Origin of the sequence: Sutcliffiella tianshenii (genome assembly GCF_016908565.1) — a bacterium.
Lineage (GTDB): Bacteria > Bacillota > Bacilli > Bacillales > Bacillaceae_I > Sutcliffiella_A > Sutcliffiella_A tianshenii.
The window spans coordinates 165,443-191,307 of the sequence record NZ_JAFBED010000003.1 but is presented as its reverse complement, the minus strand read 5'-3'; the positions used below and the strand labels follow the sequence as shown (position 1 = coordinate 191,307).

Sequence of the window (25,865 nt, the reverse complement as noted above, 5' to 3'; positions counted from 1 at the left end):
GAAAAAATGAATATACCAAAAGTTTATGGTACTTTCTTTAAAAGAAGAGGTAAGATTTATCGGAAATCAACGTATATTCAGTGGGGAAACTCCGAAAAATCTATTGGAGCTTGTCTGTTGCTTAATCCTGGTTCAGCTACACTTGATATAAACCTGAAATCCATACTTGATACAGCAGGATTAGCAAGTGGATTAATAAAAACAGAAGACCCGACAATGGAGCAACTAATCTTATTTATTAATAGAATTTATGGTGAAGATAAGCCAGTATCTGGACGACTACATATCTATAACCTTTTCAATTTACAGAATACCAAATCTGTAAATGCAATAGATGAATTTGAAGAACTTATACTGTCTGGAGAGTATGATATTAATGATTCTTTAGTAGAAATAAATGAAATAAAGAGCCATCCATGGATACTAATAGGATGGGGAGTCAAACAGGAAAAACGGTGGAAAAACTTACAATTCATCAAAGAGAAGTGGTTGGAATTATTAGAAAAATCGAGAGTTCCCGTTTTCGGAAAAAAACATTTAAAGCAGAATGATTATTATCACCCGTGTCCTCGGATTCAAACCAAAAGACCCTTAATTATAGAAGAACTCGTTGAAATCTATAAACAAAAATTTTGTGTTCAACGATTTCCGCAACATGCAACTAAACCAAACTTAATTATCGAATTAGAAGCAGTAGAAATGTATGATATTGAAGCAAGATACAGAAATGGTTGGCATAAGTCAACCAATAACCCTGAATCAATTGTAAAGAGTTTTTCACACCTTGGTATGAAGGAGGGTTATAAACTAAGAGCGTATCAGTATATCTCTGGAGGTAATGGTAATGGAGTTGTATGGGCATTGCCTAAAGATAAGGAGTTGCCAGATCCTTCAGAATGTGAGTATTTAGATAGCTTCTTGTCATCACCAAGACCTACCTTTGCTTTACCAGATTTTATGGAAGCTATTGAAGGAGATAGGACTCCCCTATCATATTTGCAGGCATCCATAGTATTTCATAAATTACATGAATTTGGAGCGATGTGGCATGGTGTATCATGGGGGAGAGATGTGATATTACCTGTAAAAGAAGATATGGTGATACTTTCTAATCAATATGAATGGGTGTTTGAAGATGGAGAGTCAGAGCCAGAAATAGTTCATCCTCACTTCTACTATAATGAGGAGGGAAACGCTGTTGTAGTATTTTATACTGTTAATGATATTGGAACAGTTACTCTAAACAGATATGAGCATATTTTTAATAAAGATAATTATATATTAAGTGATAAAAGAACAATTATTGCTACAGCAGGGGGAGGAATAATATTTTAATTAAATAGACATGTGTTTTAGTTCTCCACCCCCCCATATTAGTGATTGTCAAATTGTTTTTTTGCTATAGAATGTATGACTTTATCTGAATGTGCTAAGGGGAAATAAACTAATCGCACCCACATAAAGCAAAGTTTTATTTATGAGGGTGCAGTATAAATATTAATTAAAAAGATATAAAACTGCCATATCATTTTCGGTCTTAACCTCGGTAATGTCCTGGAAATTTTCTGCATCCAATTTTATGATTTGGAGATTTGTTAGGCTTAGAATATAATCAGCAAGAGCATCTTTAGCATTCCTATTTTTGTTGTTTGGCTGGAAGTTGATTATACGGTTAATACTTGCTGTAAATAAATCAGCCACTTGTAGATAACGCTCCACTCTTGAATCTAATGGGAGATATGAATTTAAACGTAAGTTATTTTCATAGTGTGTTTTGAGATTATCAATGATTTTTTGTGACATTTGTTCTATTAGAAAACGACTTTCATTTCCTTCCAAGTCTTTTACATAGCTAATTTGTTTAGGTAAGGCAATGCGACCTGTTTTTATTTCATGGTTTACTCCTAATCTCAATAGTTGGTAGTATAGCTCCTCTAAAAGCCCTTTTTGTGCTTCTCTTCTAATTTTTCTCTTATTTACTCCTATGGCTTTAAAACTTATTGAATCTCCATTTCTTATAACTGTGTTGATAAACTCTTTATATAATTCCATTTGAGAACCATCATTCTTAAACTCTTTGAAGTGAAATTCTGATGGGAAAGAACGGTGTCCAGTCTTTTTTTCATTAATCCAGTCCACCATTTGTGTTTTAATTTGCCCATGTCGAGTATTTTCTAAAACCCAGAAACTACCTACAATTAAATAATCGTCTGTTTTTCCAGTTTCATCTGCATAAATATGAATGATTGGTAGTTCAGGTTTTGTTGCAATCTGGTATTCAGCCTCAACCTCAGATAATTCTTTTCTTGCCCTTCTAACTTTTTCACTTGTGGATAAAAATAATTTGAATTCATTTTGGATTTTAGCCCTTGCTCTTGCAATGGTTGTTAAACGTTCAAGTTTAAATAAATCTTCATGACCAACCGAGGTTCCACTATGGTTTTCGAAAATTTGCCAATACTTTATCATAAGAGCAATATCAGAGTTTCGTGTTTCATCAAAGCGGTTTAAAATAGAGGCAACTTTCTGGCTGATGTTCTTTGTTTCTCCATTTTGGATAGCTTCCCAAAGTGCCTCTGCTTTTTTTCGTTTTTCTGCTTCCTTTTCTTCATCAAAAACTTCTTCCTCACTTTCACCATCATTTAGTATTTCCTCTTCAATTTCTGCAATCAATCTTTCATTCTCTGACAAATTATCCTCCCCCAAAATAAGTATTATAATGATATTTCGACAAATATTTCCTTTTTCCTTTTCATATATACTCTTTGTAATATAATGGATTATAATGTTTTGGTAATTTTAAAATAAATATATTTCTGTCAATTTAGTAAACCACTATAAATTTGGAGGTACACATGAAAGCATCTGAAACGAATTTTTTAAAGTTTCTTCAAGGAACAAAACAATTTATTATTCCAATCTATCAGAGGCAATATAGTTGGACAATTGAGCAGTGCAAACAGCTATGGAACGATATTGTCAGGGCATCGACTGATGAAGATGTAAAAGGTCATTTCGTTGGCTCAATTGTATATATAGAAAAAGGGTTATACCAAATATCATCCGTACCTCAACTCTTGGTTATTGATGGTCAACAAAGGATGACTACCCTTACACTTCTTTTGCTTGCATTGGCCAATAAGATAGATGAAAACGGTGGTAAGTTTGAGATTACAAAGAAAAAGATATTAAATTATTATCTGTTAAATAGTGAAGAGGAAGATGAACTATTAAATAAGTTGTTATTAACACAAACTGACAGAGAAACACTGATTAGCTTAATTGAAAAGAAAGAACTTCCTGAAGAATATTCAACCAGAGTATATGAGAACTATCAGTTCTTTTTGGATAGTATTCAAAAGAGTGGATTAAATCTGAATTTCATTTATCGTGGCATCTCAAAACTTATCATCGTTGACATAGCTCTTGATCGAGATAATGATAATCCTCAGCTCATATTTGAAAGTCTCAATTCAACTGGATTAGACTTATCACAAGCTGACTTGATTCGAAATTATGTATTGATGAAACTTGAAACTAAAGAGCAAGAGGTACTTTATAAGAGTTATTGGAGGCCAATGGAAAAAAGTTTTGGAGACGTAAGTGGTTCCTCTTTATTTGACCGTTTTATGCGTGATTATTTAACAGTAAAAACAGGAAGGATTCCTAATATAAACAATGTATATTCCAGCTTTAAAGAGTACGTTAAAACAAAAGCCGAAACACCAATACAAGAGGTTTTGCAAGAGATTTATAAATACTCAAAGTTCTTTGTGAAATTAGCATTTCAGAAGGAGCAAGATAAAGAAATCAATCAAATATTGAAGGATATTAACACTTTAAAGGTTGACGTATCATATCCATTCTTGCTGGAAGTCTATCATGATTTTTCAGAAGGATTAATCGAAAAAAAAGATTTTATGGCAGTGTTGAAGTTGGTAGAATCATATGTATTTAGAAGAGCCGTTTGCGGAGTACCAACAAACTCTTTAAATAAAACCTTTGCTACGCTAATTAAAGAGGTGAATAAGGATACTTACTTAGAAAGTATCCAGGTTGCGTTTCTTCTAAAAGATTCATATAGAAGACTGCCAGATAATGATGAATTTATTCGAGAAATATTAGTGAAGGATATGTACAATTTTAGAAATAGAAATTATGTACTTAGAAAATTGGAAAATCACAATCGGAAAGAAATTGTTGATATTGAGAGTTATACTATAGAACATATAATGCCCCAAAACAAAAACCTTTCAAGTGAGTGGAGACAAGAATTAGGCGACAATTGGGAAGAAATTCACAATACGTTCCTCCACACATTAGGAAATCTTACTTTAACAAAGTACAATTCAGAATTAAGCGATAAACCATTTATAGAAAAAAGAGATATGAATGGTGGATTTGCAAATAGTCCGTTGAATTTGAACAAAGGATTAGGTCAACTTAATAAATGGAGTGAACCAGAAATATTAGATAGAGGGAATCGACTTGCAGACCTTGCATTAAAAGTATGGGTATGTCCAGAGCTATCACAGGATGTTATCTCTAATTACTTGCCAAAAGGGTCAGATGACAGCCAAGTCACATATTCATTAATGGATTTTCCAGAATTGAACGGAGAGATGTTAGGACTATTCCAAGAGTTAAGAAAGCGTATCTGTAATTTAGATAGCTCAGTTCGTGAAGAGTTTAAGAAACTTTACATTGCATATAAAACAACCACAAATTTTGTAGATATTGTTCCTCAAAAGAGAAGGCTTCGCCTCAGTTTGAATATTGCATTTAATAAGATAGATGATCCAAGAGGCGTTTGTAGAGATGTATCAAATGTTGGTAGATGGGGGAATGGAGATGTAGAGTTTGGTGTTGATAGTGCTAAGGATATAGATTACGCAGTGGAATTAATAAGGCAGTCATTTGAAAAACATCGAGAAGAAGATTGAAACTGAGAACTCAAAGAACGCAAAGGAATCTTATTAAAATGCTGTTTGGTCAAAATTAAATAGTTCAATGATTGAGGAAAGAAAAAAGATAATGAATCAAAGGTTTATACTTTTAAAGGATTATATAAAAACCAGTCTTAGTGAAATCGTTGAATTTCCTTTATACCCATGATTCTGTAAAGTCCTTCGTCTTAAACCTTTGATCTACTATGTAACTAAAAATTAAACTTCCTAACCCGTCACAATAAACCCGTCCGATTTCTCCACCAAGTGAGAAAAAAGATTTCGTAAAAAAGCGTGAGAAAAGCAGGGCTATCCCTTACGGGATAAGCCTTTCTTCTTTTTGTGGACTCGGAAGACTTTTTTAATATTCGAGAAAAAGCGTAAAAAAAAGTGGGGAAAAAGAGTGAGAAAAAGAGGGGAAATAGGATGAAGAACGGGTGATTTCGGAAAACTTTATTATGACAGCCAACTATGGAATCCGAATTTGAGTGTGGTAAAATCGGAAGAGAATATTTTAAAGGTACAAAAATAGACAGCTCAATCTTGTTCCTGTTATCTTGGATGACAGGAACTTTTTAAATAGGTGATGAGATGATACATACTTACTTAGGTGAGACGATACGTTTTGAAATCAAATACAAAAATCGGACTTCTATCGGGATCGCAATTGATAATTATGGAGATCTTGAGGTGTCGGTACCGAAAAAAACACCGGATGAACAGGTTATTCGGTTGTTGGAGAAAAATTGGGATGCCATTTTGCAAAAAGTTAAGGAAGTGAAGGCCCGGCTGGATGGGCCAAAAGAAAAGGTGTATGAAAATGAGGAGCAGTTTCTTTATTTAGGAAACACATATCCGATTAACATTATACAAGATCAAAATATTAATCGGGATCATGTGGTGTTTAAAGAAGACATCTTACATGTCTATGCAATGCAGTTGGATGAAGAAAAGCTGAAACAATCATTGAAAAGGTTCTATTACCAGCAAACCAAAGCTTTAGTAGAAGAGAGTATTGCCTCCTATCAACGGCATTTCAAAAAGAAACCACGTTCGATACGGATTACTGATAGTAAAACCACATGGGGAACGTGTGATTCAAATCTTGGATTAACATTTAATTGGAGACTGGCTATGGCGCCACGTGAAGTGATCGACTACGTAGTCGTGCACGAAATGTGTCATATGGTCCATCTGAATCATGACCGCTCCTTTTGGCGTCTTGTCGGCAAAATCATGCCGGACTATAAGGACAAAGAAAGATGGTTGGCGCTGTCAAACTGGAAAATGACAGTGTAGAAGTCATCATACATTCAGGGAATTTTTGATTGGTATTTGAAGAACACTTATAAAAGCTGCAACGATACTTGTCACTAAAATCCCCATTAGACTTAGTGATATAGGACCTGCTGCGTCATCTCCTGTGGTTTTGGCAAGCACCATTAAACTTACTATTCCTAACAGAAAGAGAAAAATGACTGTAAAAGCACAATTTTTTATAACCCTCAAAGATTTAAGGGATAATTCAGAGAAAGCATTGTTCTTTTCAATGTAGGTTAATAGTTTAAATGCTTGATACAACGCAACAGAAAACGCAATACAGAATCCGTATGCACATACTAAGAAGGGGATGAGGAAGTAAGCTGTATCTGGATGTACCCTTGCATCTCTGACGGCTATCACAGGTAACCAGATACACAATGCAAGCACTCCAATTCCAGCCAAAAAAATAATTACCTTTAAGAAAGTTGTTGAACCTTGTTTAACATTCATTCAAAGCACCTCACGATTTAATAATAACTTGAATTTAACATGAAATTTATCGTTTTTCAATAAAATAATATTGTTTTTAATTGTATTATTATTGTTATAGATATATTCTTTTGCTTTTTTTCCCTTAATAAAAGTTAAAGAATTCAGTCAAGAAATGTAATAGATTGCTATAATAGTATAAAAAAGAAAAGGGAACCCATATGCATAACTATACATGGAAGGAAAAGCTGCTATTTGGATCTATTCACATCAACTTGAAAAAGCTTCAAAAAGAGTTGAGGGGGAAGACGGTGCTGATTACGGGGGCAAGCTCCGGGATCGGCGAGAGGTTGGCGTATTTGTTGGCTGATACGGAAAGCCACCTGATTTTGGTGGCAAGAAGGGGAGACAAGCTTTCTGCCATGAAGGAGCAAATAGACAAACGGGCAGCACAGGTAAGTATTTTCTGTGCCGATCTGCGGAATGAGGAAGAAATGCGGAGCTTTCTTTCTTTTCTTCATACATTTCCACAGGGGTTGGACGTGGTTGTCAGTAATGCGGGCATTTCCATCAGGAGATCCATTTTCGAATCGTTGGACAGGCTCCATGATTTCAAACGGACGATGGCCATCAATTATTTTGCACCGGTAGAGCTCTTGCTTTCTGTCATTCCAATGCTGAAAAAGAACAAGGGACAGATTATCAACATATCCACGATTAATATGTGGATGATCCCACTTCCGTTTTGGTCTGCCTATCAGGCGTCCAAATCTGCCTTTGACACATGGTTGCGTTCGGCTGGACCCGAGCTGAATGCATCGGGTATAACCACGACTACGATCTATCTTCCTTTGGTAAGGACACCGATGATCCTTCCGACTGCATCCTATCGGGATACGCCTGCAATGAGTCCGGATCATGCTTCTAAGATCATTGCCAAGGTGATGTATACGAAAAGAAGAATATACACGCCGTGGTGGCTGGTTTTTGCGCAATGGGGCTCTGTCCTTTTCAGATGCTTCTGGGAGCGTATGGCACCAGCAGCTGTAACAAGGAAAAAAGGTGACAATAGATGAACATTCTGCAACTATTTTCTGTTCTTCGTAAAATGAAGGTACTTACACCAAAAGGGATTTTCCATTTGACTGCATCCTTCCGGCATAACGGATTCAATGTCATGGCCCTGCTGGATTTTGCTGCAAGCGTTTATCCACAGCATGCTGCTTTGGTCGATGACAGGGAATCGCTGACTTATCAACAATTGTCTATCGAGTCCCATCAACTCGCACTTATTTTCCATGAAAAATATCAGGTGAAAAAAGGAAGCAAAATAGGCTTTTTGTGCAGAAACCACACCTCGCTCGTGAAAGCTATTTTCGCTGCCTCAAGACTCGGGGCATCGCTCTATATGTTGAATACCGGGATGAGCAAAAGCCAGATAGAGCAGGCTTTGGGGCAGCATCGGTTTGATCTGTTGATTTATGATGAGGAGTTTGAGCCTGTCTTAGATGGGGCAGGTGGTAGGAAGTTGCTGAGCTATCACAATAGCCGACAGGCAATTAATCGTTTGCAAGTAGTTCAAAATCGTACACTAAAAAAGGTGTCAGGCAGCAAGATCATGCTCCTGACAGGAGGAACAACCGGAAAGCCAAAAGAGGTCGAGCATAAGCAATCCATATCCCGTTATCTTAGTCCTTTTTTGGGTCTGCTTAACAGATTAAAGCTATTAGACTATCATACCGCTTATATTGCAACTCCGATCTATCATGGCTATGGTGTCGCAATCCTTTTTTCTTTCATGGCTTTGGGTAAAAGGGTGGTGATCAGCGATGTTTTTGATGCAGAGAATGCTTGTGCACTTATTCGTAAGCACAAGGTGGAGGTCATGACCGCTGTTCCATTGATGGTGAAGAAAATGCTGAAGGTAGAGGGTGCCGATTTATCATCCCTTTCGTGTATTGCATCGGGTGGGGCGTTGCTTCATGCCAGCCTGGTGAAAGAGGTCAGCTCTAAGCTTGGCGATGTGCTTTACAATCTATATGGCACAACTGAAACCGGATTGAATATCATCGCCACCCCGCAGGACTTAAAAGCTGAACCACAAACGCTTGGAAGAATAATTGACGGGGTTCAACTCGGGATTGTTAATCAGAATAAAGATGCAGTGGTAGCTGGTGAAGTCGGGGAGATAAGCCTGAAAACAAAAAACGGGTGGATCGGGACGGGCGACCTTGCATATCAGAATCACAATGGGTTGATTTTTCTGAACGGAAGGAAGGATGATATGATCATTTCAGGAGGGGAGAATGTTTATCCCATTGAAGTGGAACAGGTTTTGATCAGTCATCCACAGGTGGAGGAAGTTGCGGTCGTAGGTGTATATGACGAGGATTTCGGAGAAAGATTAAAGGCTTTTGTTGTACCGATAGAAGGTGCTGACCTTACTGATGAGAAGTTGACTCAATGGCTGAAGACGAAAGTTGCCAGATTTCAGGTGCCTAAGGAAATTGCCTTCATAGATTCTATGCCCTATACAGCAGTTGGGAAATTGGATAAGAAAAGATTGAGAGAAGAATACGAAATAGATTATGCTGGATTATTAGTGAGTCCCACAAATAGAGAGGATGATGAACATGGAAACGAATAATAATTCCCGCAAGGAAAAGGCAGTAGATTTTCTTAAACTAGTAGCATCCGGAAGCGTACGTGAGGGATTTGCACAATACATAAGTGATGACTTCACTCACCACAATCCTTTTTTTAAAGGCGATGCAGAGTCCATCATGCTCGCGATGGAGGAAAACGCCGAACAGAATCCGGACAAGGTCTTCAATGTGAAACTGGCATTGGAAGAAGGGGATCATGTGGCCGTTCACTCCCATGTCAAACAGAACGCCGAGGATCTAGGAGCAGCGGTCGTTCATATATTCCGCTTTGAAGGGGACGTGGTCGTGGAGTTGTGGGATCTGGGTCAGGCGGTCCCGGCGGAATCCTTGAATAAGAACGGGATGTTTTAATAGGAGCAGGAAAAGACACATTCTTTATGCGGTGTGTTTTTTTTATTCTTAAATTTGTCATAGAAGACGGACAAGATTTTAATGCATTCAGAATATCTATTAATGAATAGGTTTATGGGGGGATTCTCATGAAGGCAGTCATTAGTAGGACATACGGAACACCGGAGGTACTGGAACTAATTGAGGTTGAAAAACCAGTTCCAAAGGACAATCAAGTGCTTGTCAAAGTCCATGCCACTTCCGTTAATTTTGGGAATCTCGCTCTTTTGGTTGGAAAGCCGTATCTGGTCCGGTTTGCTTTTGGTCTCACAAAACCTAAATATCGCATTCCAGGTGGGGACATGGCAGGCCGCGTGGAAGCGGTTGGACCGGATGTGAAGGCGTTCAAGAGTGGAGATGAGGTGTTTGCCGACCTGTCTGGTTCTGGATGGGGAGCGTTTGCTGAATATGTGTCGGTACCTGAAGATGTTTTGGTCCAAAAGCCATCCGGCATATCCTTTGAGGAAGCGGCGGCAGTCCCGATGGCGGGAGTCACTGCCTTGCAGGCTATCAGGGATAAAGGGGAAATACAACCCGGGCAGAAGGTGCTGGTCTATGGTGCATCGGGTGGTGTAGGGACATTTGCCGTACAGCTTGCGAAATCATTCGGAGCTGAAGTCACCGCTGTGTGCAGTACAAGGAATGTGGACCTTGTCCGCTTGATGGGGGCAGATCACGTGATCGATTATAAGCGGGAGGACTTTCGAAAACAAACACAACAGTATGACCTGATTATAGGTGTCAACGGTCATCAGCCGCTCTCAGTGTATAAGCGTGCATTAAAAACAGGAGGCAGGTTTGTCCATGTCGGCGGCTCGGGTCTGCAATTATTCCAGACCATGACCGAGGGACCTTGGATCTCCATGGCAGGTAAAAAGAAAATGGGAGCCTTTCTACACAAACCCAACCCCACAGACCTGCGCTATATGAAAGAACTCATCGAAAACGGGAAAGTGAAGCCTGTCATAGACAAAACCTATAAAATGAACGAGATCAGAGAAGCATTCAACTACTTTGCCGAAGGCCATTCGCAAGGGAAAGTGATAGTAACAGTTTAAGTGAAATGTGTGAGGGGCCAGACCCCGTTATGGTAAACAAGAAGAGCCACGGGATCTGTCCCCGTGGCTCTTTCTTGTTTAGTTGTTATCCGGATCTGTGTCGTCGTAGTAGGTTGAAGGTGTTTGTGATGCGTTGAGTTTCCAGTTGACGAGGAGTTTGTCGCCCTGGAATTGGTTTTGGTCCTGACCGTTATCGACGAACTGGAAGAGTACGAACATTTTTTCCTGCTGGCCAGCCGGGATCCCATCTGGTCTTTGTGTGCTGCCGACAAACTCATCAATGGCGGTAAGGTCCGGTTGCTGCTCTTTTAACTGTGCCAATGTTGTTTCCACTACCGGTACTGTGGCTGAGCTTGTGTTGTAAAGAATCGTCACCTTGATATGCTCTGCGAAGTCCTCTGTGTTGTCGCCTTTCCAGTCCTCCACCGTGTAGTCTGTATCCAAAAGTACTTGATAGATGTCGAGCGTTCCATCATTTTTCAGCGTGAATTCACGATAGATTTCATCGCCTGGCTTGATGTTGTTGATGTTTACCACTGCATTGGGGTTAACGGAAAGATCTAATGTACCGGATGCAAAGGTGTTCTGCGTTGAGACGCTGTCACTGAAGTAAGCGTATGTTCCTCCGCTCATCAAGGATAATCCTAATGCTGCTGTCATTACACCTTTTGTCACTACTTTTGTAAAACTCATTTCCTCATCTCCCTTTTTATATGTAACTTTAAATTTATTTAAACTTTTATATATCACAGGGATATATAGAAGATTTAACCTTTAGTATCAAGCTTTTTGATTTCAAGTTCCTTTGCTGCGACAATGATAGAACGGATTGCACTGACCAGGAGTAATAATCCCGGGACAAATAATAGCAGCGCAGTACCGGATTTGGACTGGGCGATATTCATGGCATAGCCCGCATACGGGATAGTAAAATCCACATACTTTCCGACCACGTTTTCTGCAGGTACGGTCCACAAGTCAGCAGCATCGTTGTTATCCCCTTTGGTTCGATACAAGACTTGTCCATTGTTTTCAACGGCTTCTGTAATTCTATGGGTAATCAGTTTATCCTCGATACGAAACGTAATGATATCGCCTTTTTCATAAGAAACGGAATCTTTGGCAAGCTGGATGGCAATCACTGAGCCCGTTTGAAATACAGGCTCCATTGAACCGGAAAGCACCGTTTTGATCTGGTGGCCAAGAATGGCTGGTTCCCCTCCTGATAATCTTGCAACAAGCACGATAACAACCAAGAGGCAGGCAGCGACCACCACTAAACCTTTTAAGACCCTATAGACTATCTTCATGATTTTCATCCGCATCCACTCCTTCCTGTGCTTTTTCCTCTAGTTGAACAATTTCATTGAGAATTGCAGTGCGCACCTCTTCCAATAGAGTAGAAGAGACATCTCCATGCATCTCTTGAATCCTTGAATATCCTTCTATTACAAAAGGGTAAGCGGCCGACTCTGAAGCAGGTATCAGTTCATGATAAGCAGTGACCTCACCCCTAATGGAAGAAAACTCGGATACTAGCAATCTTCTTTCCAGTTCGATTGTTGCAACCTCTTGTAGACTTTGTTCCAATTCCTCAAGTGTTCCTTCCCTAGGAAAAGTAGAAAGCTTCTCATCCAGCTGTCTTATTTTTTGATGTACATCCTCTGCGTCCTGGAGCATCTTTTCCATAGTAGACGGAAAAATGACAGCAGCAGATACCTCAATCGCATCCATCGTATGCGGATCGGTGAAACGCGCTTCCGTCTCACCTATTGATTGAAGACCGGAATATACTGCAAGTGATAAAAGTAGCTTGCACCATGGGTTCTTCATATTCACCCTCCTTTTCGAAGGAACTTGTCCTCATTATTGCAGAAAGCCAAAGAGATTGTTATCGGGTTAATTTAGCGTCGACCATGCATGATTCTTGTCGAAGTAGAGGAGGAGACACCAATAATGCCGGTTTTCAAGCCTAAAATTAACCCGATTGACCGTTTTCTAAAGATTCTCAATAATTAGAACTGCTAGGCCAACCCAATTTGAACAAGAGGTGAAGCGAATTGAAGAAGAACAAAAAGAAGCATCTGAAAACGAAGGTTGTGCTTCCAACTGTCATGGCACTATCCCTGGCTTTTGGAGGGGGAGTATTGCCTTCAGGGTCTACTTTTGCCCAAGAGTCACAGGTATTGTTTCAAGCGGAGGGGTTAAGCAAGCATGAGGTTGTGCAAGCTTATCTTCAATCCCAGCTGACAGGTGTCCAGGCAAAATCGTTGGGAACAGGAAGTCAGTTCAAAATTATCAGCGAATATACGGATAGTGCGACCAATACATACCATGTACGTACTATCGAACAGTACAAAGGCATTCCAATCTATGGAACAGGACAAACTGTTGCGCTGAATTCAAACAACGATGTTTTTGCCTCATTTGGAAAAGTGACACAGAACCTTGGCCGCAGCCTGATCCCGACTGAAGCTTCCATTTCGGAAGAGGAAGCGATTGACATTGTGAAGCAAGGTGTAGAAGCAGAAATCGGAGAGGTAAAAGGGTATGACGGAATCGAATCTGAGCTGATGATCTTTCAAAACCGTTTGGCATATGTGATCACTGCTTCCACTTCCATTCCGGCTCCAGGATATTTCCACTATTTTATCGATGCAACGACAGGGGATGTAATCGAGGAGTTCAATGCATTGCATGAGGCTGAACTGCCGGATGTAGAGCCGGTTCCGGTAAAGGGTTTGAATGTATTCGGTAAGATGCAGAACTTTATTGCAGTAAAAGACGCTACGACGAATAAAACGTATATGCACACACCGCATATCAGCGGAGGCACAACTACAAACCCTAATATTGTAGGAGTCAGCACCTATGATGCTCGTCGTATGGGAGAAACACCTTTCATACTCCTGTCTGCGCTATTTGGATTCACCGGGTTTGAAGTGGAAACAGGCAACAGCTTCTTCGCCGACCCTGCAGCTGTTTCCGCCCACACCAATTCTATGAAAATCAATGACTACTTCCAGAAGATCCATAAGCGCAATAGCTTGGATGACAAAGGGATGAGACTGATCAGCACGGTTCACATCGGCTCCAAGTGGAATAATGCGGCATGGAACGGGAAGCAGATGCTTTATGGAGATGGCGATGGAATCATCCTGGGCTCCCTTGCTGGCGGATTGGATGTTGCCGGCCATGAAATGACGCATGGGGTGATTGAAAATACTACTGACCTCATCTACCAGGATGAGTCAGGTGCTATTAATGAGTCGCTTGCGGATATCTTTGGGGCATACGGTGAAATGTACGCAACAGGCACAGTGGATTGGGATATGGGTGAGGATATCTACACTCCGAATATACCTGGGGATGGTGGTCTCCGTTCCTTGAGTGATCCAACATCCGTTCGTTTAAGTACTACCTATCTACCATCCGGACATTACCCGGATCATTATGACGACAGATATCTTGGAACATTGGATCGTGGTGGGGTCCATATCAATAGCAGCATCAACAATAAGGCAGCCTACCTGATTACAGATGGCGGCACCCATTACGGAGTGACTGTGCAAGGTATCGGACGTACAAAGGCGGAAAAAATATTCTATCGTGCCTTGACCCTATATCTTACTCCGAGTTCAGGATTCAAGGACATGCGTGAAGCGGCGATCCAAGCTTCAAGAGACCTGTACAAGGACCGAAACGGACAGCCTTCCCCTGAAACAGCGGCAGTTATCGCGGCATATGATGCAGTCGGAGTTCCAGCAGAATAAAGAACGTTTTCCACGGGAGTTTACTCTCGTGGATTTTTTTGTCACTTTCGCGTGTTCCAAGTCATGAGGACGGACTTTTGACCTCTAGTAAGGAAGTAGTGTTTTTATTTTTAGGAAGGAAGTTTGATGTTTAGGGAAGAAATTAATCTAGTCATGGAGGTCTTTAGACCCGAATACCGTATCTATCATCTAGAGGAGGAGACAATCATGCATGAAGGGGAGATAATCCGTTATTACAGAAAGAAGGCTGGTCTATCTCAGGAACAGCTGGGCAAAGATATTTGTACGGCAACACATGTAAGTAAGATAGAACGCGGACAGACGAAATACTCTCCGGAACTGGTCTCTTTATTTTCTGCACGTCTTGGAGTGGATATTGCGCAAGAAATCCACTATATGAGAGATGTTAAATGCAAGCTAGAAAAGTGGCATATCTCCATCATCATGCAAAGGATGAAGGAAGTAGAAGAAAGGAAGGAGGAGCTGGAAAAATACCCTTCCATTCTTTCGAGCAAGAGTGCGCTATTCTATCAGCTGCTCATGGCCAGATATTATCTTCTGCATAAAAAAGAGGAGAAGGCAAGCATGCTGGTGAAATCACTGCAAAATCAAACAAAAGAAATGGACGCATTCGAGCAGAATTTGTTCAAGCATGTTTCAGGACTATGCTATCTCGAAAAATATAATTCCTTCCTAAGTGAAAATCGAAAAAAAGCGATAGAGATTCTGGAATCCATAGATGGAGAAACTTATAAAAATGAGGAGTATCACTATCATCTTGCCATCGCCTATCAATGGGTAGGATATCACACGATGGCATACATCAACGCGGAAAAGGCCTTTCATTATTTTAAAAGGACCAACGCTTTCAGAAGGGCCATTCAGGCCGAATCGGTCATGCTTCTGCAGTATGGAAGTGTAACCAAAACCGAATTCAAGCATGTGGAGGAAAGATATAAGAGCCTTATCAGTGATTGTGACTCCCTCAATGAACCGTCCATTAAAGCAATGCTCCTGCATAATCTTGGGTTCGAGTATTTCAAACGTAAACAATATCAGCAAGCAGAAAAATTTTTCAAACAGGCTTTACTGATGGCTCCAAAACAATCCTCGCTTTATTTAAATAGGCTCTATAACTATCTGGATAGCTGTATAGAAGGTAGTATATTGCAAAAAGCCGACATGTACACCAAGGCAAGGGATGGATTCCACCTCGCTCAAAAACTGAAAAACCCTTTATATCAACATATTTTTAGTTTGCTCTTATTGAAATTGGAAGAAAAGTATGAGGATTACTACCAATATATCGAACAGATAGCATTGCCATTTTTTCAATCAAATGACCATTTCACCATGCTGAATAAATTTGGACAGCAACTCTATGACCACTATGCAGCCACAAAGGATTATGAAAAAACAGTTAGAGTGGGAGAGATTCTGAAGAAGTGGCATCTGGTTCGATAATCAATGAAAATAGACAGTACAAGCGAAAAGATACTGCGCAGCAAAGTAAGTAGACATGACAATGTAGCTTCTAAAAAGCAGCGGTTTAACAAAACGATCCCATGCAAGCGCAGCATCTGAAAAGTAAAAAAGAATGGCAGCAGTAATCATCCATGGATTGAACGTCAGGAAAGAAAACCACACCATGGAAGAAATAAGCAGAATGTAAAACGTAACGGCAAAAAACAGCCTCTTGCCGCCTTGAGCCAGCACTCCTTTGTGCAAACGATGGAGAAAAAGAAGTGCGATGACTGCAAGCATTGCTAAAAGCAGATAGTTACCCTCCCCCAAAGAGGGAAACTGAAGGAATGCGACCATATAGAAGGCATGGGCAAGCAGAAAGGATACCAAACCATACAGAAAACGGTCGCTCTGAAGCATTAAAAATACATCCCCGATCAAGGAAAAAATTAGACCGATGATCATCCACATTGCGAAGGCAGTCCAGGAAGTTGCAGCACCGTTTACAGCAAGGGATATGATAAAAAGCATGGTAAGCGGTTTGTGTAAATATAGTAGTTTCTGATTCTTTGTTTTGATTCCGAAGAAGTAGAGAAAAGCTGAAATAAGGGTGAAAATAGATAGAATGGTAAACATAAAAGCAGCACCCCCGGATATGATAATGTGTGAAAGTAATAAAAAGTTCAATGTATGTCCTCTCCCTTTTCATTGGGAGGGGTATTTTTTTGTCAGTAAGCATCTATATTTTTTACCTATCTTATCATCTTCCACTATTGCAAAATAGAGCCTTTTCATAGGTTGGATGTCTGTTATGTAAATTTGGAGTACATGATTCATTATTTTGCAAGTAAGATGATTTGGGGTAATTTTTTAATAAAATATTTAATGGTAGTATCATATTTTGCCAAAATGAGGTCTTTTGTAGGGTGGTATTCGGAATTAAAACATGAAAAACAGGAAAAAGGACTTTATAAATCAGGCAGAAATGACCAAATAAAACCCCAATTTACTTCTAGTATCTGCACACCTAATATTAATAGTGTGAATAGTAAGAATTCAATTAATGTTGGGGGAGGGCGTAATGATGAAGGGTAAGAAGAAAAAGATTTTCTCCGGTTTATTTGCAGGTGTCTTGCTTTTAAATGGAGCAGCCGCACCGGCAAGTGCCGGTTTCCAGTTGCCTGAAGGTGGAGCGGTCCAATCGAAAGCGTTACAGAAGGATGCACAAGTCCAAAATGTTCTTGACATGTTTAATGAACAACTTGCCAATGATCCGTTATATGGAGAGAAACTATCCAGTTTCAATCCGAATGAGAAAGTGAGATTAGTAGTAGAAGTAGATGTGGACGAAAAGGCAAAAACACTTCCTGAAACACAGATAGAGGAAGTGAAAAACAGGCTTTCCAAAGCAAGAACTTCCTCTTCAAAAGTAAGACATACATACACAGAAGGTTTCCATGGATTCAGTATGGAGTCGACACTTGCTGATGTGGAGAAGGTGAAGGCGTTAAAAGGCGTCAAGGATGTCCGTATCGCCAAAACCTATGAACAGACCGTCGTCAACAGCAAAAACCTCGTCGAAGCGATGAATGTCTGGACAAAATACAATTATCGCGGTGACGGAATGGTAGTCGCGATTGTCGATTCAGGAATCGATTACCGCCATGAGGCCATGACTTTATCGGAAAATGGGAAAAAGAATGCGAAGCTCTCAGAAGATAACATTCAAGCATTATTGGATGCTACAGAAATCAATGATACCTGGTATTCGGACAAGGTCCCTACAGGGTATGACTGGGCGGATAAGGACAATGATGTTATTCCATCCAAGGATTCACACGGGACACATGTAGCCGGGATTGTAGGTGCCTTTGAAGAGTCACAGAAAAAGGCCGTTGGAGTAGCACCGGATGTGCAATTAATCGCTGAAAAGGTATTCTCTGATACAGCTGGCTACGCTTACGATGATGACATTGCAGCTGGAATCTACCATGCTGTTGAGGTGGGAGCGGATGTCATTAACTTAAGCCTGGGATCGGAAGCTGGAAGTGTCGATGCCAATGATCCGATTCAACGAGCCATTCAATATGCAACAGAAAACGGTGTATTGGTAGTCGCTGCTGCAGGAAATGCAGCGTATAGCACAAAGCAAAATCTACTGGAACGCTCTCAGCTTCCATTAGCTAAAAATCCTGACATCGGCCTTGTTGGTGATCCTGGGGTGACGCCGTACGCACTTCAGGTAGCTTCTTCGGAAAATGATTTGATGAAGGTGGACGGTTTCCAGTTACATGATGGAAGTACACTAGGCTATCAAATCCAACCAGGAATCAAAAAACCGATCGACCATTTGGATTCTACCAAGGAATATGAAGTGGTTTATGTAGGTCAAGGGTTAAGAGATGATTTCAAGGATCTAGACCTGCAAGGGAAAATTGTGTTGTCTAAACCATTGCAACACTATGCATTCTACTCAACCGTACAAGTAGAAGCAGCTAGAAAAGGGGCAGTTGCTGCAATTGTCATTCCGCCACCAACTGTCCCGGATTATTCAGCCCTCTATTTTAGCCCGTACTCTATTCCTGCTGTGACAACTGAGCGGCAAATGGGTAATAAGCTGGTTGAACTTTTACAGAGCGGGGAAAAAGTGACTGTTCAATTGTCAGGCGAAGGACTATGGGTGCAAAATACGGCAACCGAGCCAATGTCATCGTTTTCTTCCTATGGTGCACCAACTGATTTAAGCTTCAAACCGGAAATCACCGCCCCAGGTGGTAAAATCAGTTCAACCGTCATCAATAACCAATACGAAACGATGAGCGGTACTTCCATGTCCAGTCCTCATGTGGCAGGTGGCGGCGCATTGCTGCTTCAAAAGTATTACACGGAATGGAATCTCCCGAAGAACATGGATACCGTGTTGAAAGCTAAAAATGCGTTGATGAATACTTCTGAGCTATTAACCAACCCAAAAGAAGAAAATGCGCTGTATTCTCCAAGGAGACAGGGTTCAGGCATGATGAAAATCGAGCAGGCATTAAACACGCCTTACTTGCTGCAGCATGTTGGTGTTCCGTTGGAAGAGGCTGCATCTGTTGCTTTAAAAGAGATTGATCGAACTTTTGATTTTACACTCGAAGTAGAAGCGTTAGCTAAAAACCTTGAACACGCTAAACACCAATATGAAATTTATGTGGATGTATTAACCGATGAAACAGAGAAAAGAACCTATGATGGAATAGAAAGGGAGTACCTCACATTAAATTCTATTCCTGTAGAAGACGCTGTTGTTAAAATAAACGGGAAGCAGCAAAATGTAGACAGCAAGTTCCAATACAAGCCGCATCGTGATGATAAGGTAACGATTTCTGTCACGCTTCCAAAAGAGCTGAGTGAAGGCCGTTTTGTGGAAGGGTTTGTACGTTTTGTTCCGAAAGGAAGCTCCGTTAAGGAATTGACGAATCTGACCATTCCTTTCATGGGCTATTATGGGGATTGGGGGTCCATTTCAAATGTAGATGAAAGCCCGGTAACCGGGGATGCGTTCCTTGGATATACAGTCTTGTGGAACGAAATATTGAATTTCCCATTGGGATACGACAGTTCAACTGGAACATTTGACAAGGATATTATTGGTGTGTCATCAAGATCCATCAGTTCAGGTGCGTACCCATCCTTTACTGCATTACGCAATTTGAAGGAAATGTCGCTCAGTATCCAGGATGAAAAAGGCAACAAAGTCTCTTCAATTGGAAACTTTAATGAATTCACTGCAGATGGAAGTCCGTATCCTTTCCGAAAAAATATCATGAGTTACCGAAATTATTATTACAGCTTTGAGCATCCTTTCTGGAATTCACTAGACGATGAAGGGAATATTCTACCGGACGGCCAATACTATTATGTCTTTACGAGTACGCTCGATTACGAGGGAGCAGAGCCACAGGAAGTGAAGGTGCCAATCAAAGTGGATGCTACTGCACCCCTTGCAAAAGACATTAAAGTTGAGGAACAGCAGGATGGGAAATATAAAATCACGTGGGATGTAAAAGAAGAGGGAACAGGCTATAAAGGAAGTATAATATGGGTAAATGGCAGCTATAAGACATTGCCTGCATACGCAAAAGAGTATATTTCTTCAGTAAAGCCTGAAATCGTGATGATATCTGCGATTGATCATGCACAAAATGCCGGGGTGAGCTATTTCGGGAATGAAGAGCTTCTCCATGCAGATCCGTTCATCAATTATATGACTGTATCAGGAAGCAACATCAATCAGAACAAACCAGCTTCGATTACTGTATTCGGCTACAAACGTCTGGACTGGCACTTTGAAATCTCGGATGCGGAAGGAAATGTTCTGGAAGAAGCCAACATCGAAAACGAGCATTCCATCTATGGACTGCGCTGGTATCCGGATACAGAATATCCGAACGGAGACTACTACGTCACTGTGACAGGGACAGACGAAAATGGATTAAGCTTAACATCCCAACCATATAAAATGACAGTGAAGCACTAATAGGGGCCAGACCCCGTTATGGTAAACAAAAAACCCAGCTAGGCATCCGCCTAGCTGGGTTTTTCATATTTTATCAGTTTTCCTGAATCTCTTTACGATTTTTCTTAAAAATCTTCGACAACACTTCATACACAATCGGTACGATAATCAACGTCAATAACGTTGAACTTGTCAATCCGCCGATAACGGTGATTCCGAGTCCCTTGGAAATCAATCCGCCACCGCCTGAGCCGATTGCAAGTGGTACCAAAGCTCCGATTGTTGCGATTGCTGTCATCAGGATCGGACGAAGTCGGGTTGCCCCTGCTTCGAGAATCGCTTCGCGCATTGTCATGCCGTCACGTTCCATATGGATGATGCGGTCGACAAGGACAATCGCGTTCGTGACCACGATACCTATGAGCATCAAGAGTCCCATCATAACAGGAACAGAAATCGTCTCTCCGCCGATCAATAGACCGACAAATGCGCCGATTACGGCAAACGGCAATGAGAACAGGATCGCGAATGGTGCGACACCTTCGCCGAAAGTGACAACAAGGATAAAGTAGACGATTGCAATAGCTGCAAGCATTGCCAATCCAAGCTGTGTAAAGGTTTCATTCATATCTGCTGTTACACCGGCAACCTCCATCGTCACACCTTTTGGCAGATCAAGATCTTCCAAGGCTTCATCGACTTCTGTGGTTGCCTTTGAAATATCATCTCCAACGATGGTTCCTGAAACAGAAGCATGGTACTCACCCTTACTGCGGGAAAGGGTGTTCATCGTCGTGCCTTCTTCCACTGTCACAAGCTCGGAAAGTGGGAGTGTCGTACCCATGGCAGTCGGGATCGGTTTAGCCAGGATATCGTCGATGGACTCAGGTCTCTCGGTATCTTCCTGCTTGACAATCACCTCGATGGATTCCCCGTCACTTTCTACAGTAGTCAGTACTTCCTCCTGTTTTGGACTAAGCATCATGACGAGCTGACCGGTAGTCAGGCCGTATTGAAGAAGCTCATCCTGGGCAATGTTGAAGGTATGCTCGACGTAAGCATCCTCAGCGCTTGAGGAAACGTCTTCCAGGCCGTCATTTTCAGCCAGTACGCCTTCCACCATTTTCACAGCGTCATTCAACTTATCGAGATCTTCACTATAGAAGGTATAGCTCAATTCATTGGATGCCATACCACCGGCAGCGGCGAAGTTCTGGCTCTTCCATTCGCCGGATTGGCCGATGTTGAACACATAATCTTCCACCTCTTCGCGTGCTTGTGGGAAGTTTTCCATTTCTTTATCAAAAATCAGATACATCAATACGCCGTCCGACCCTCCGCCCATCATGGCAGACATCGGATCTCCGCTTTCCGCTACAGAAAGCTGCACAATATCAATATCCTCGCGCGTCATCAATTCTTTTTCTACAACCTCGACGTTAGCCAATGTTTCTTCCATCAGCTCGCCCGCTTCCGGGGTGTACGTCAGATACATCACCTTATCCTCTTCGCTGCCCATGAAGCTGAAGCCAATGATTGGAGTCAAAGCCAAGCTTCCAACTAGTAATAGGACAGAAATGATAGAGGTGATGATTTTATGGTTAAGGGTCCATGAAAGGATTTCTTTATACCATTGTGCCAGCTTGCCGGCTTCTTTATGATGATTGCTTTCCGTTTTTTCACTGTACAGCTTTTTCTTGAAAAGGAAGTGAGATAACGCAGGAACGATGGTGATCGCTACAAATAGGGAAGCACCAAGGGCAAACGTCATCGTCAATGCGAATGGCATGAACAATTCTCCGACCATTCCGCCGACAAAGATAAGCGGTGCAAAAACTGCAACCGTCACTAGAGTCGAGGACAGGATCGGTTTGAACATTTCAATCGTCGCTTCACGGACAAGCGCACGTCCTGATAATTTCTCTTCTTTCAGATGGAGACGGCGGTAGATATTTTCCACTACAACAATCGAGTCATCGATAACACGACCGATCGCAACGGTAATGGCACCGAGCGTCATAATATTCAAGGTGATATCCATCCAGTTCAATAGCAATAGTGCCATGAAAATGGAAACCGGAATGGAAACAATAGAAATGATCGTCGATTTGATATCACGAAGGAATAATAGAATGATCAACACGGCGATCAATCCACCGAATAATGCTTTTTCCACCATGGTTGCTACCGATTTCTCGATTGGCTCACCTTGGTCAAGGGTGACATCGACAACAAGCCCATCGATGCGATCCTGTTCTTCTTCGATCAATTCTTTTACATCATTGACCACATCGACCGTGTTGGCCTGCTGACCTTTGACGATCTGGATGGCAATCGCATCCGCACCGTTCGTACGGGAGACGGATTGCACTTTTCCAATCACTTCGATGGATGCGATATCCCCAAGCTTCACGAAAGGAATCTGGTTCGTATCACTTGGTGTGACAGGGATCAGCATTTCCTTCAATTCATCCGCTGTCATGAACTTGCCGTCGATTGCCACGGCTTCTTCGCCTTCTTTAAATTCATAGAGACCCAAGGATACAGCCAGATCGCTTGCCTGGATCATCTTTTTCACATCTTCTTCTTTCAGGCCAAGCTCCGCCATTTTTCCTTGGTCATAGCTGAGCTCTACTTCTTCAATATGCTGACCGGTAATGGTTGCAGAAGCAACACCTTCAATTTTCTCTATTTTAGGAAGGAGAACTTCTTCCACTGTTGAAGATAACTCTACAATATCCTCTGTTTCACTGCTTACACTAAGAGCGACAACAGGCATCATATTCATGCTGATCGCCGTTACGGTCGGCTTTTGCGCGCCTTCTGGCAATGTCACGGAGTCCAAGGCCGATTCCAATTGGCGCTTGGCCTCATCCATATCGATTCCATATTCATATTCCACTTGCAGGCTTGCTACGTTAGAATAGGAATTGGAATAGACGGATTTCACATTCTCCAAATTTTCAACTGCCTGCTCCATAGGCATGGAGACGTCTTTCATCACTTTTTCCGGAGTGGCACCAGGATACACATCCATGACCATAAGGAATGGAATCGAAATATCCGGTATCGTCTCCATTTTCATCTTCGTTCCGGAATAGATCCCGGACACGGTGATGATAATGGTAAGAAGCCACACTGCCAGTTTGTTTCTTAATACAAAATTGACTAACCCTTTCACTGTTACACCTACCCCTGATTGACTTGTTAAGCTCAATTACATATACTAATGACTGAGTAGTCATTTGTCAACGAAAATGATATAGGAGAACTGCGAAGATATGATGAAAAAACAATTGATAATGGAAAAGGCGCTCGAGCTCTTTGCCGAACAAGGTTTCGAAGCAACGTCCGTCCAGCAGATCACTGAACGCTGCGGGATTTCCAAGGGTGCCTTCTACTTATCCTTCAAGTCGAAGGATGAGCTGATACTGGGCCTGATCGACCACTTTATGATAGAGATCCTGACGGATGTTGACCGTATAGTCAGAAACGTGGATGAAGCAGAACTTTTATATAAATACTATTACACGATGCTGCAGTCATTTTACAAGCACTCCGATTTTGCCAAGGTCCTGATGAAAGAGCCGGCCCATTACTTGAATGAAGAGGTCATCATGAAAACGCGCAGCTACGATAGCCGCTTTGATGAGAGCCTCCTTGTGATGGTGGAACGATTATATGGGGAGGAAATCCTTCATACAAAATATGATCTTATCTACTGCATCAAGGGCTTTGTCAGGATCTATTCCGAGCTGTTCCTTTTCGGCAATCTGGAACTGGATGTCGATCTTCTTACCAGATCGTTGGTGGAAAAAACGAACCTCCTGGCGAAGCACTCCACGATTCCCTTCATATCCGGGGAACTGATGGAAATGTTCAGGCTGCCTGTTGTCCAGAACGAAATGACGAAAGAACAGCTGCTCGATCTGATGGAGCAGAAGATTGCAGAAGTGGAGGAGCCTATTGCAAGGGAATCCTTGATGCTCTTAAAGGAAAATCTGATTAATCCTACCCTCGGTGCAGCCATTGTCAAAGGACTGAAAGAGAACATACGAAAGGATTCTCGATGCAAATGGGTAGCCTATCTGCTGGAGAATTATGATGAAAAAAGATAGCAGGAATTTTTTCTGCTGTCTTTTTTGTTTAAGGATAAGGTAAAATATTACATAAACATATGTAGAGGGGATGGAACTGGCATGCTGACACTATACATCACAAGACACGGGGAAACAGTCTGGAACACAGAGAAGAAACTACAGGGATGGAAGGACTCGGAGCTGACTGAGGACGGCAAGCGGAATGCCCGACTGTTGGGGGAGAGATTGAAAGATACTGATTTTACAGCGGTCTATTCGAGCCCTAGTCAGCGCACATTGGCGACTGCCGAGTTTATACTTGGAGAGAAAGAGATTGCTATTTTTCAAGACGAGAACCTGCGCGAAATCAATATGGGAGATTGGGAGGGCCAGACCCACGACTTTCTCAAGGAAACATATCCACAGGCCTATCAGGCTTTCTGGAACACGCCTCACCTTTATATGCCGGATTCCGGGGAGAGCTTTGAGCAGTTGGGGAGCCGGGTTGTGTATTTTCTAGAGAGACTTAAAAGAGAGCAAGCGGACGGAAATGTTCTTATCGTCACCCACACCGTATTTATCAAAGCACTTTTGTTACATATGAAAAAGCTGCAACTCGAGAGTTTCTGGGAGGGTGCCTATATCCATGATACCTGCTTGACCGTGATAGAACTCTCTGACAATCAGATTAATATCCTGCTAGAGGGGGATGTATCCCATCTCGGGGAGGTGACCTTCCATTGACAAGGATCGATAGCGTTCGAAAAGCCGTAGGAGCGGTCATCTATAAGGGACAGAATGTTCTGCTGGTCAATAAAGTAATGGCGAGTTTACTAGAAGACTGGGAAGGACCCGCAGGAGGAGAATGGGATTTTCCAAAAGGCGGCATAGAGCAGAAGGATGGCAGCCTTGAGGAAGCACTTTTGAGAGAGTTGCATGAGGAAACTGGTTCCACAGAATTTAAAATTGTGCGGCATCTGGAGGAGAAAATCTGCTTCCCGTTTCCGCCAATCATCGTCGAAAAAAGCGGCTTTAAAAGACAGGAAACAGAAATGTTCCTTGTGGAATATCTGGGAGATGAGGATAACCTGCAACCGTTGGATGGAGAAATAAAGGAAGCTAGATTCTTTAAGGTGGAAGAAGTGGAACGGAGATTGACGCATTCCGATACCAAGGAGTTATGGGTAAAAGTGAAAAGTCAGATTCAATAGAGCGAGCAGCCTGTGATGGGCTGTT

Annotated in this window: 21 protein-coding genes; 14 read left to right on the top strand and 7 right to left on the bottom strand. The window is 41.6% G+C overall.

The annotated features are described in order from the left end of the window. The first annotated feature begins 6 nt into the window (after positions 1 to 6). Positions 7 to 1,335, top strand: coding sequence for a hypothetical protein (locus JOC95_RS07935; protein WP_204415009.1), 1,329 nt, complete (start codon positions 7 to 9; stop codon positions 1,333 to 1,335). 162 nt (positions 1,336 to 1,497) lie between these two features. On the opposite strand, the gene JOC95_RS07930 is transcribed toward JOC95_RS07935, so the two are convergent. Next, positions 1,498 to 2,691 (bottom strand): DUF3800 domain-containing protein, encoded by a 1,194-nt coding sequence (locus JOC95_RS07930; RefSeq protein WP_204415007.1) that lies wholly within the window; start codon positions 2,689 to 2,691, stop codon positions 1,498 to 1,500. 164 nt (positions 2,692 to 2,855) lie between these two features. On the opposite strand from JOC95_RS07930, the gene JOC95_RS07925 reads away from it, so the two are divergent. Together JOC95_RS07925 and JOC95_RS07920 are read left to right on the top strand one after the other, a co-directional pair. Next, the gene (locus tag JOC95_RS07925) at positions 2,856 to 4,943 is read left to right on the top strand and encodes a DUF262 and DUF1524 domain-containing protein (protein WP_204415005.1); all 2,088 of its coding nucleotides are present in this window, start codon (positions 2,856 to 2,858) and stop codon (positions 4,941 to 4,943) included. 594 nt (positions 4,944 to 5,537) lie between these two features. Next, positions 5,538 to 6,245, top strand: coding sequence for a M48 family metallopeptidase (locus JOC95_RS07920; RefSeq protein ID WP_204415003.1), 708 nt, complete (start codon positions 5,538 to 5,540; stop codon positions 6,243 to 6,245). A gap of 6 nt (positions 6,246 to 6,251) precedes the next feature. Here the strand turns inward: JOC95_RS07920 and JOC95_RS07915 are convergent, their stop codons facing one another. Beyond that, a complete protein-coding gene (locus JOC95_RS07915) occupies positions 6,252 to 6,719 on the bottom strand; it encodes a DUF2975 domain-containing protein (protein WP_204415001.1) in 468 nt (155 codons plus the stop codon). A 200-nt stretch (positions 6,720 to 6,919) separates the two neighbouring features. Here JOC95_RS07915 and JOC95_RS07910 point away from each other — a divergent pair, with 200 nt between their 5' ends. The 4 genes from JOC95_RS07910 (at position 6,920) to JOC95_RS07895 (ending at position 10,812) form a co-directional block, all read left to right on the top strand. Continuing rightward, entirely contained in the window at positions 6,920 to 7,774 is an 855-nt protein-coding gene (locus JOC95_RS07910; protein WP_204414999.1) for an SDR family NAD(P)-dependent oxidoreductase, read from the top strand. After that, complete coding sequence (locus JOC95_RS07905) at positions 7,771 to 9,345, top strand: AMP-binding protein (RefSeq protein ID WP_204414997.1); 1,575 nt, start codon at positions 7,771 to 7,773, stop codon at positions 9,343 to 9,345. Before JOC95_RS07910 ends, JOC95_RS07905 begins: the two co-directional genes overlap by 4 nt. After that, a complete protein-coding gene (locus JOC95_RS07900; protein ID WP_419096231.1) occupies positions 9,332 to 9,715 on the top strand; it encodes a nuclear transport factor 2 family protein in 384 nt (127 codons plus the stop codon). Before JOC95_RS07905 ends, JOC95_RS07900 begins: the two co-directional genes overlap by 14 nt. A gap of 128 nt (positions 9,716 to 9,843) precedes the next feature. Continuing rightward, positions 9,844 to 10,812: an NAD(P)-dependent alcohol dehydrogenase gene (locus JOC95_RS07895; protein WP_204414995.1), complete on the top strand. Its 969-nt coding sequence runs from the start codon at positions 9,844 to 9,846 to the stop codon at positions 10,810 to 10,812. 78 nt (positions 10,813 to 10,890) lie between these two features. Here the strand turns inward: JOC95_RS07895 and JOC95_RS07890 are convergent, their stop codons facing one another. From JOC95_RS07890 to JOC95_RS07880, 3 genes are all read right to left on the bottom strand, one after another. Further along, positions 10,891 to 11,505, bottom strand: coding sequence for a TasA family protein (locus tag JOC95_RS07890; RefSeq protein ID WP_204414993.1), 615 nt, complete (start codon positions 11,503 to 11,505; stop codon positions 10,891 to 10,893). Between the two features lie 74 nt (positions 11,506 to 11,579). Further along, positions 11,580 to 12,122 carry a signal peptidase I SipW gene (sipW, locus tag JOC95_RS07885; protein ID WP_204415523.1) on the bottom strand — a complete coding sequence of 181 codons (543 nt, stop codon included), beginning with the start codon at positions 12,120 to 12,122 and terminating at the stop codon, positions 11,580 to 11,582. Further along, the gene (locus JOC95_RS07880; RefSeq protein WP_204414992.1) at positions 12,106 to 12,645 is read right to left on the bottom strand and encodes a hypothetical protein; all 540 of its coding nucleotides are present in this window, start codon (positions 12,643 to 12,645) and stop codon (positions 12,106 to 12,108) included. The genes sipW and JOC95_RS07880 overlap by 17 nt, the downstream gene beginning before the upstream one ends. Positions 12,646 to 12,926: 281 nt before the next feature. Between JOC95_RS07880 and JOC95_RS07875 the strand changes: the two genes are divergently transcribed. Together JOC95_RS07875 and JOC95_RS07870 are read left to right on the top strand one after the other, a co-directional pair. Then, complete coding sequence (locus JOC95_RS07875; RefSeq protein ID WP_204415521.1) at positions 12,927 to 14,585, top strand: M4 family metallopeptidase; 1,659 nt, start codon at positions 12,927 to 12,929, stop codon at positions 14,583 to 14,585. 126 nt (positions 14,586 to 14,711) lie between these two features. After that, positions 14,712 to 16,049: a helix-turn-helix domain-containing protein gene (locus JOC95_RS07870; RefSeq protein ID WP_204414991.1), complete on the top strand. Its 1,338-nt coding sequence runs from the start codon at positions 14,712 to 14,714 to the stop codon at positions 16,047 to 16,049. Here JOC95_RS07870 and JOC95_RS07865 read toward each other — a convergent pair whose 3' ends face one another. Next, positions 16,050 to 16,685 carry a lysoplasmalogenase gene (locus tag JOC95_RS07865; protein ID WP_204414990.1) on the bottom strand — a complete coding sequence of 212 codons (636 nt, stop codon included), beginning with the start codon at positions 16,683 to 16,685 and terminating at the stop codon, positions 16,050 to 16,052. Between the two features lie 192 nt (positions 16,686 to 16,877). On the opposite strand from JOC95_RS07865, the gene JOC95_RS07860 reads away from it, so the two are divergent. Together JOC95_RS07860 and JOC95_RS07855 are read left to right on the top strand one after the other, a co-directional pair. Further along, positions 16,878 to 17,144, top strand: a complete 267-nt coding sequence (locus JOC95_RS07860) for a hypothetical protein (protein WP_204414989.1) — start codon at positions 16,878 to 16,880, stop codon at positions 17,142 to 17,144. Continuing rightward, positions 17,131 to 20,571: a S8 family serine peptidase gene (locus tag JOC95_RS07855; protein WP_204414988.1), complete on the top strand. Its 3,441-nt coding sequence runs from the start codon at positions 17,131 to 17,133 to the stop codon at positions 20,569 to 20,571. The genes JOC95_RS07860 and JOC95_RS07855 overlap by 14 nt, the downstream gene beginning before the upstream one ends. A gap of 73 nt (positions 20,572 to 20,644) precedes the next feature. On the opposite strand, the gene JOC95_RS07850 is transcribed toward JOC95_RS07855, so the two are convergent. Next, positions 20,645 to 23,731: an efflux RND transporter permease subunit gene (locus tag JOC95_RS07850; protein ID WP_204414986.1), complete on the bottom strand. Its 3,087-nt coding sequence runs from the start codon at positions 23,729 to 23,731 to the stop codon at positions 20,645 to 20,647. Between the two features lie 100 nt (positions 23,732 to 23,831). Here JOC95_RS07850 and JOC95_RS07845 point away from each other — a divergent pair, with 100 nt between their 5' ends. The 3 genes from JOC95_RS07845 (at position 23,832) to JOC95_RS07835 (ending at position 25,840) form a co-directional block, all read left to right on the top strand. Next, on the top strand, positions 23,832 to 24,668 hold the full coding sequence (locus JOC95_RS07845; protein WP_204414984.1) for a TetR/AcrR family transcriptional regulator: 837 nt from the start codon (positions 23,832 to 23,834) through the stop codon (positions 24,666 to 24,668). An 81-nt stretch (positions 24,669 to 24,749) separates the two neighbouring features. After that, positions 24,750 to 25,373 carry a histidine phosphatase family protein gene (locus JOC95_RS07840; RefSeq protein ID WP_204414982.1) on the top strand — a complete coding sequence of 208 codons (624 nt, stop codon included), beginning with the start codon at positions 24,750 to 24,752 and terminating at the stop codon, positions 25,371 to 25,373. Further along, the gene (locus tag JOC95_RS07835; protein ID WP_239582779.1) at positions 25,370 to 25,840 is read left to right on the top strand and encodes an NUDIX domain-containing protein; all 471 of its coding nucleotides are present in this window, start codon (positions 25,370 to 25,372) and stop codon (positions 25,838 to 25,840) included. The genes JOC95_RS07840 and JOC95_RS07835 overlap by 4 nt, the downstream gene beginning before the upstream one ends. The last annotated feature ends 25 nt before the right edge of the window (positions 25,841 to 25,865 follow it).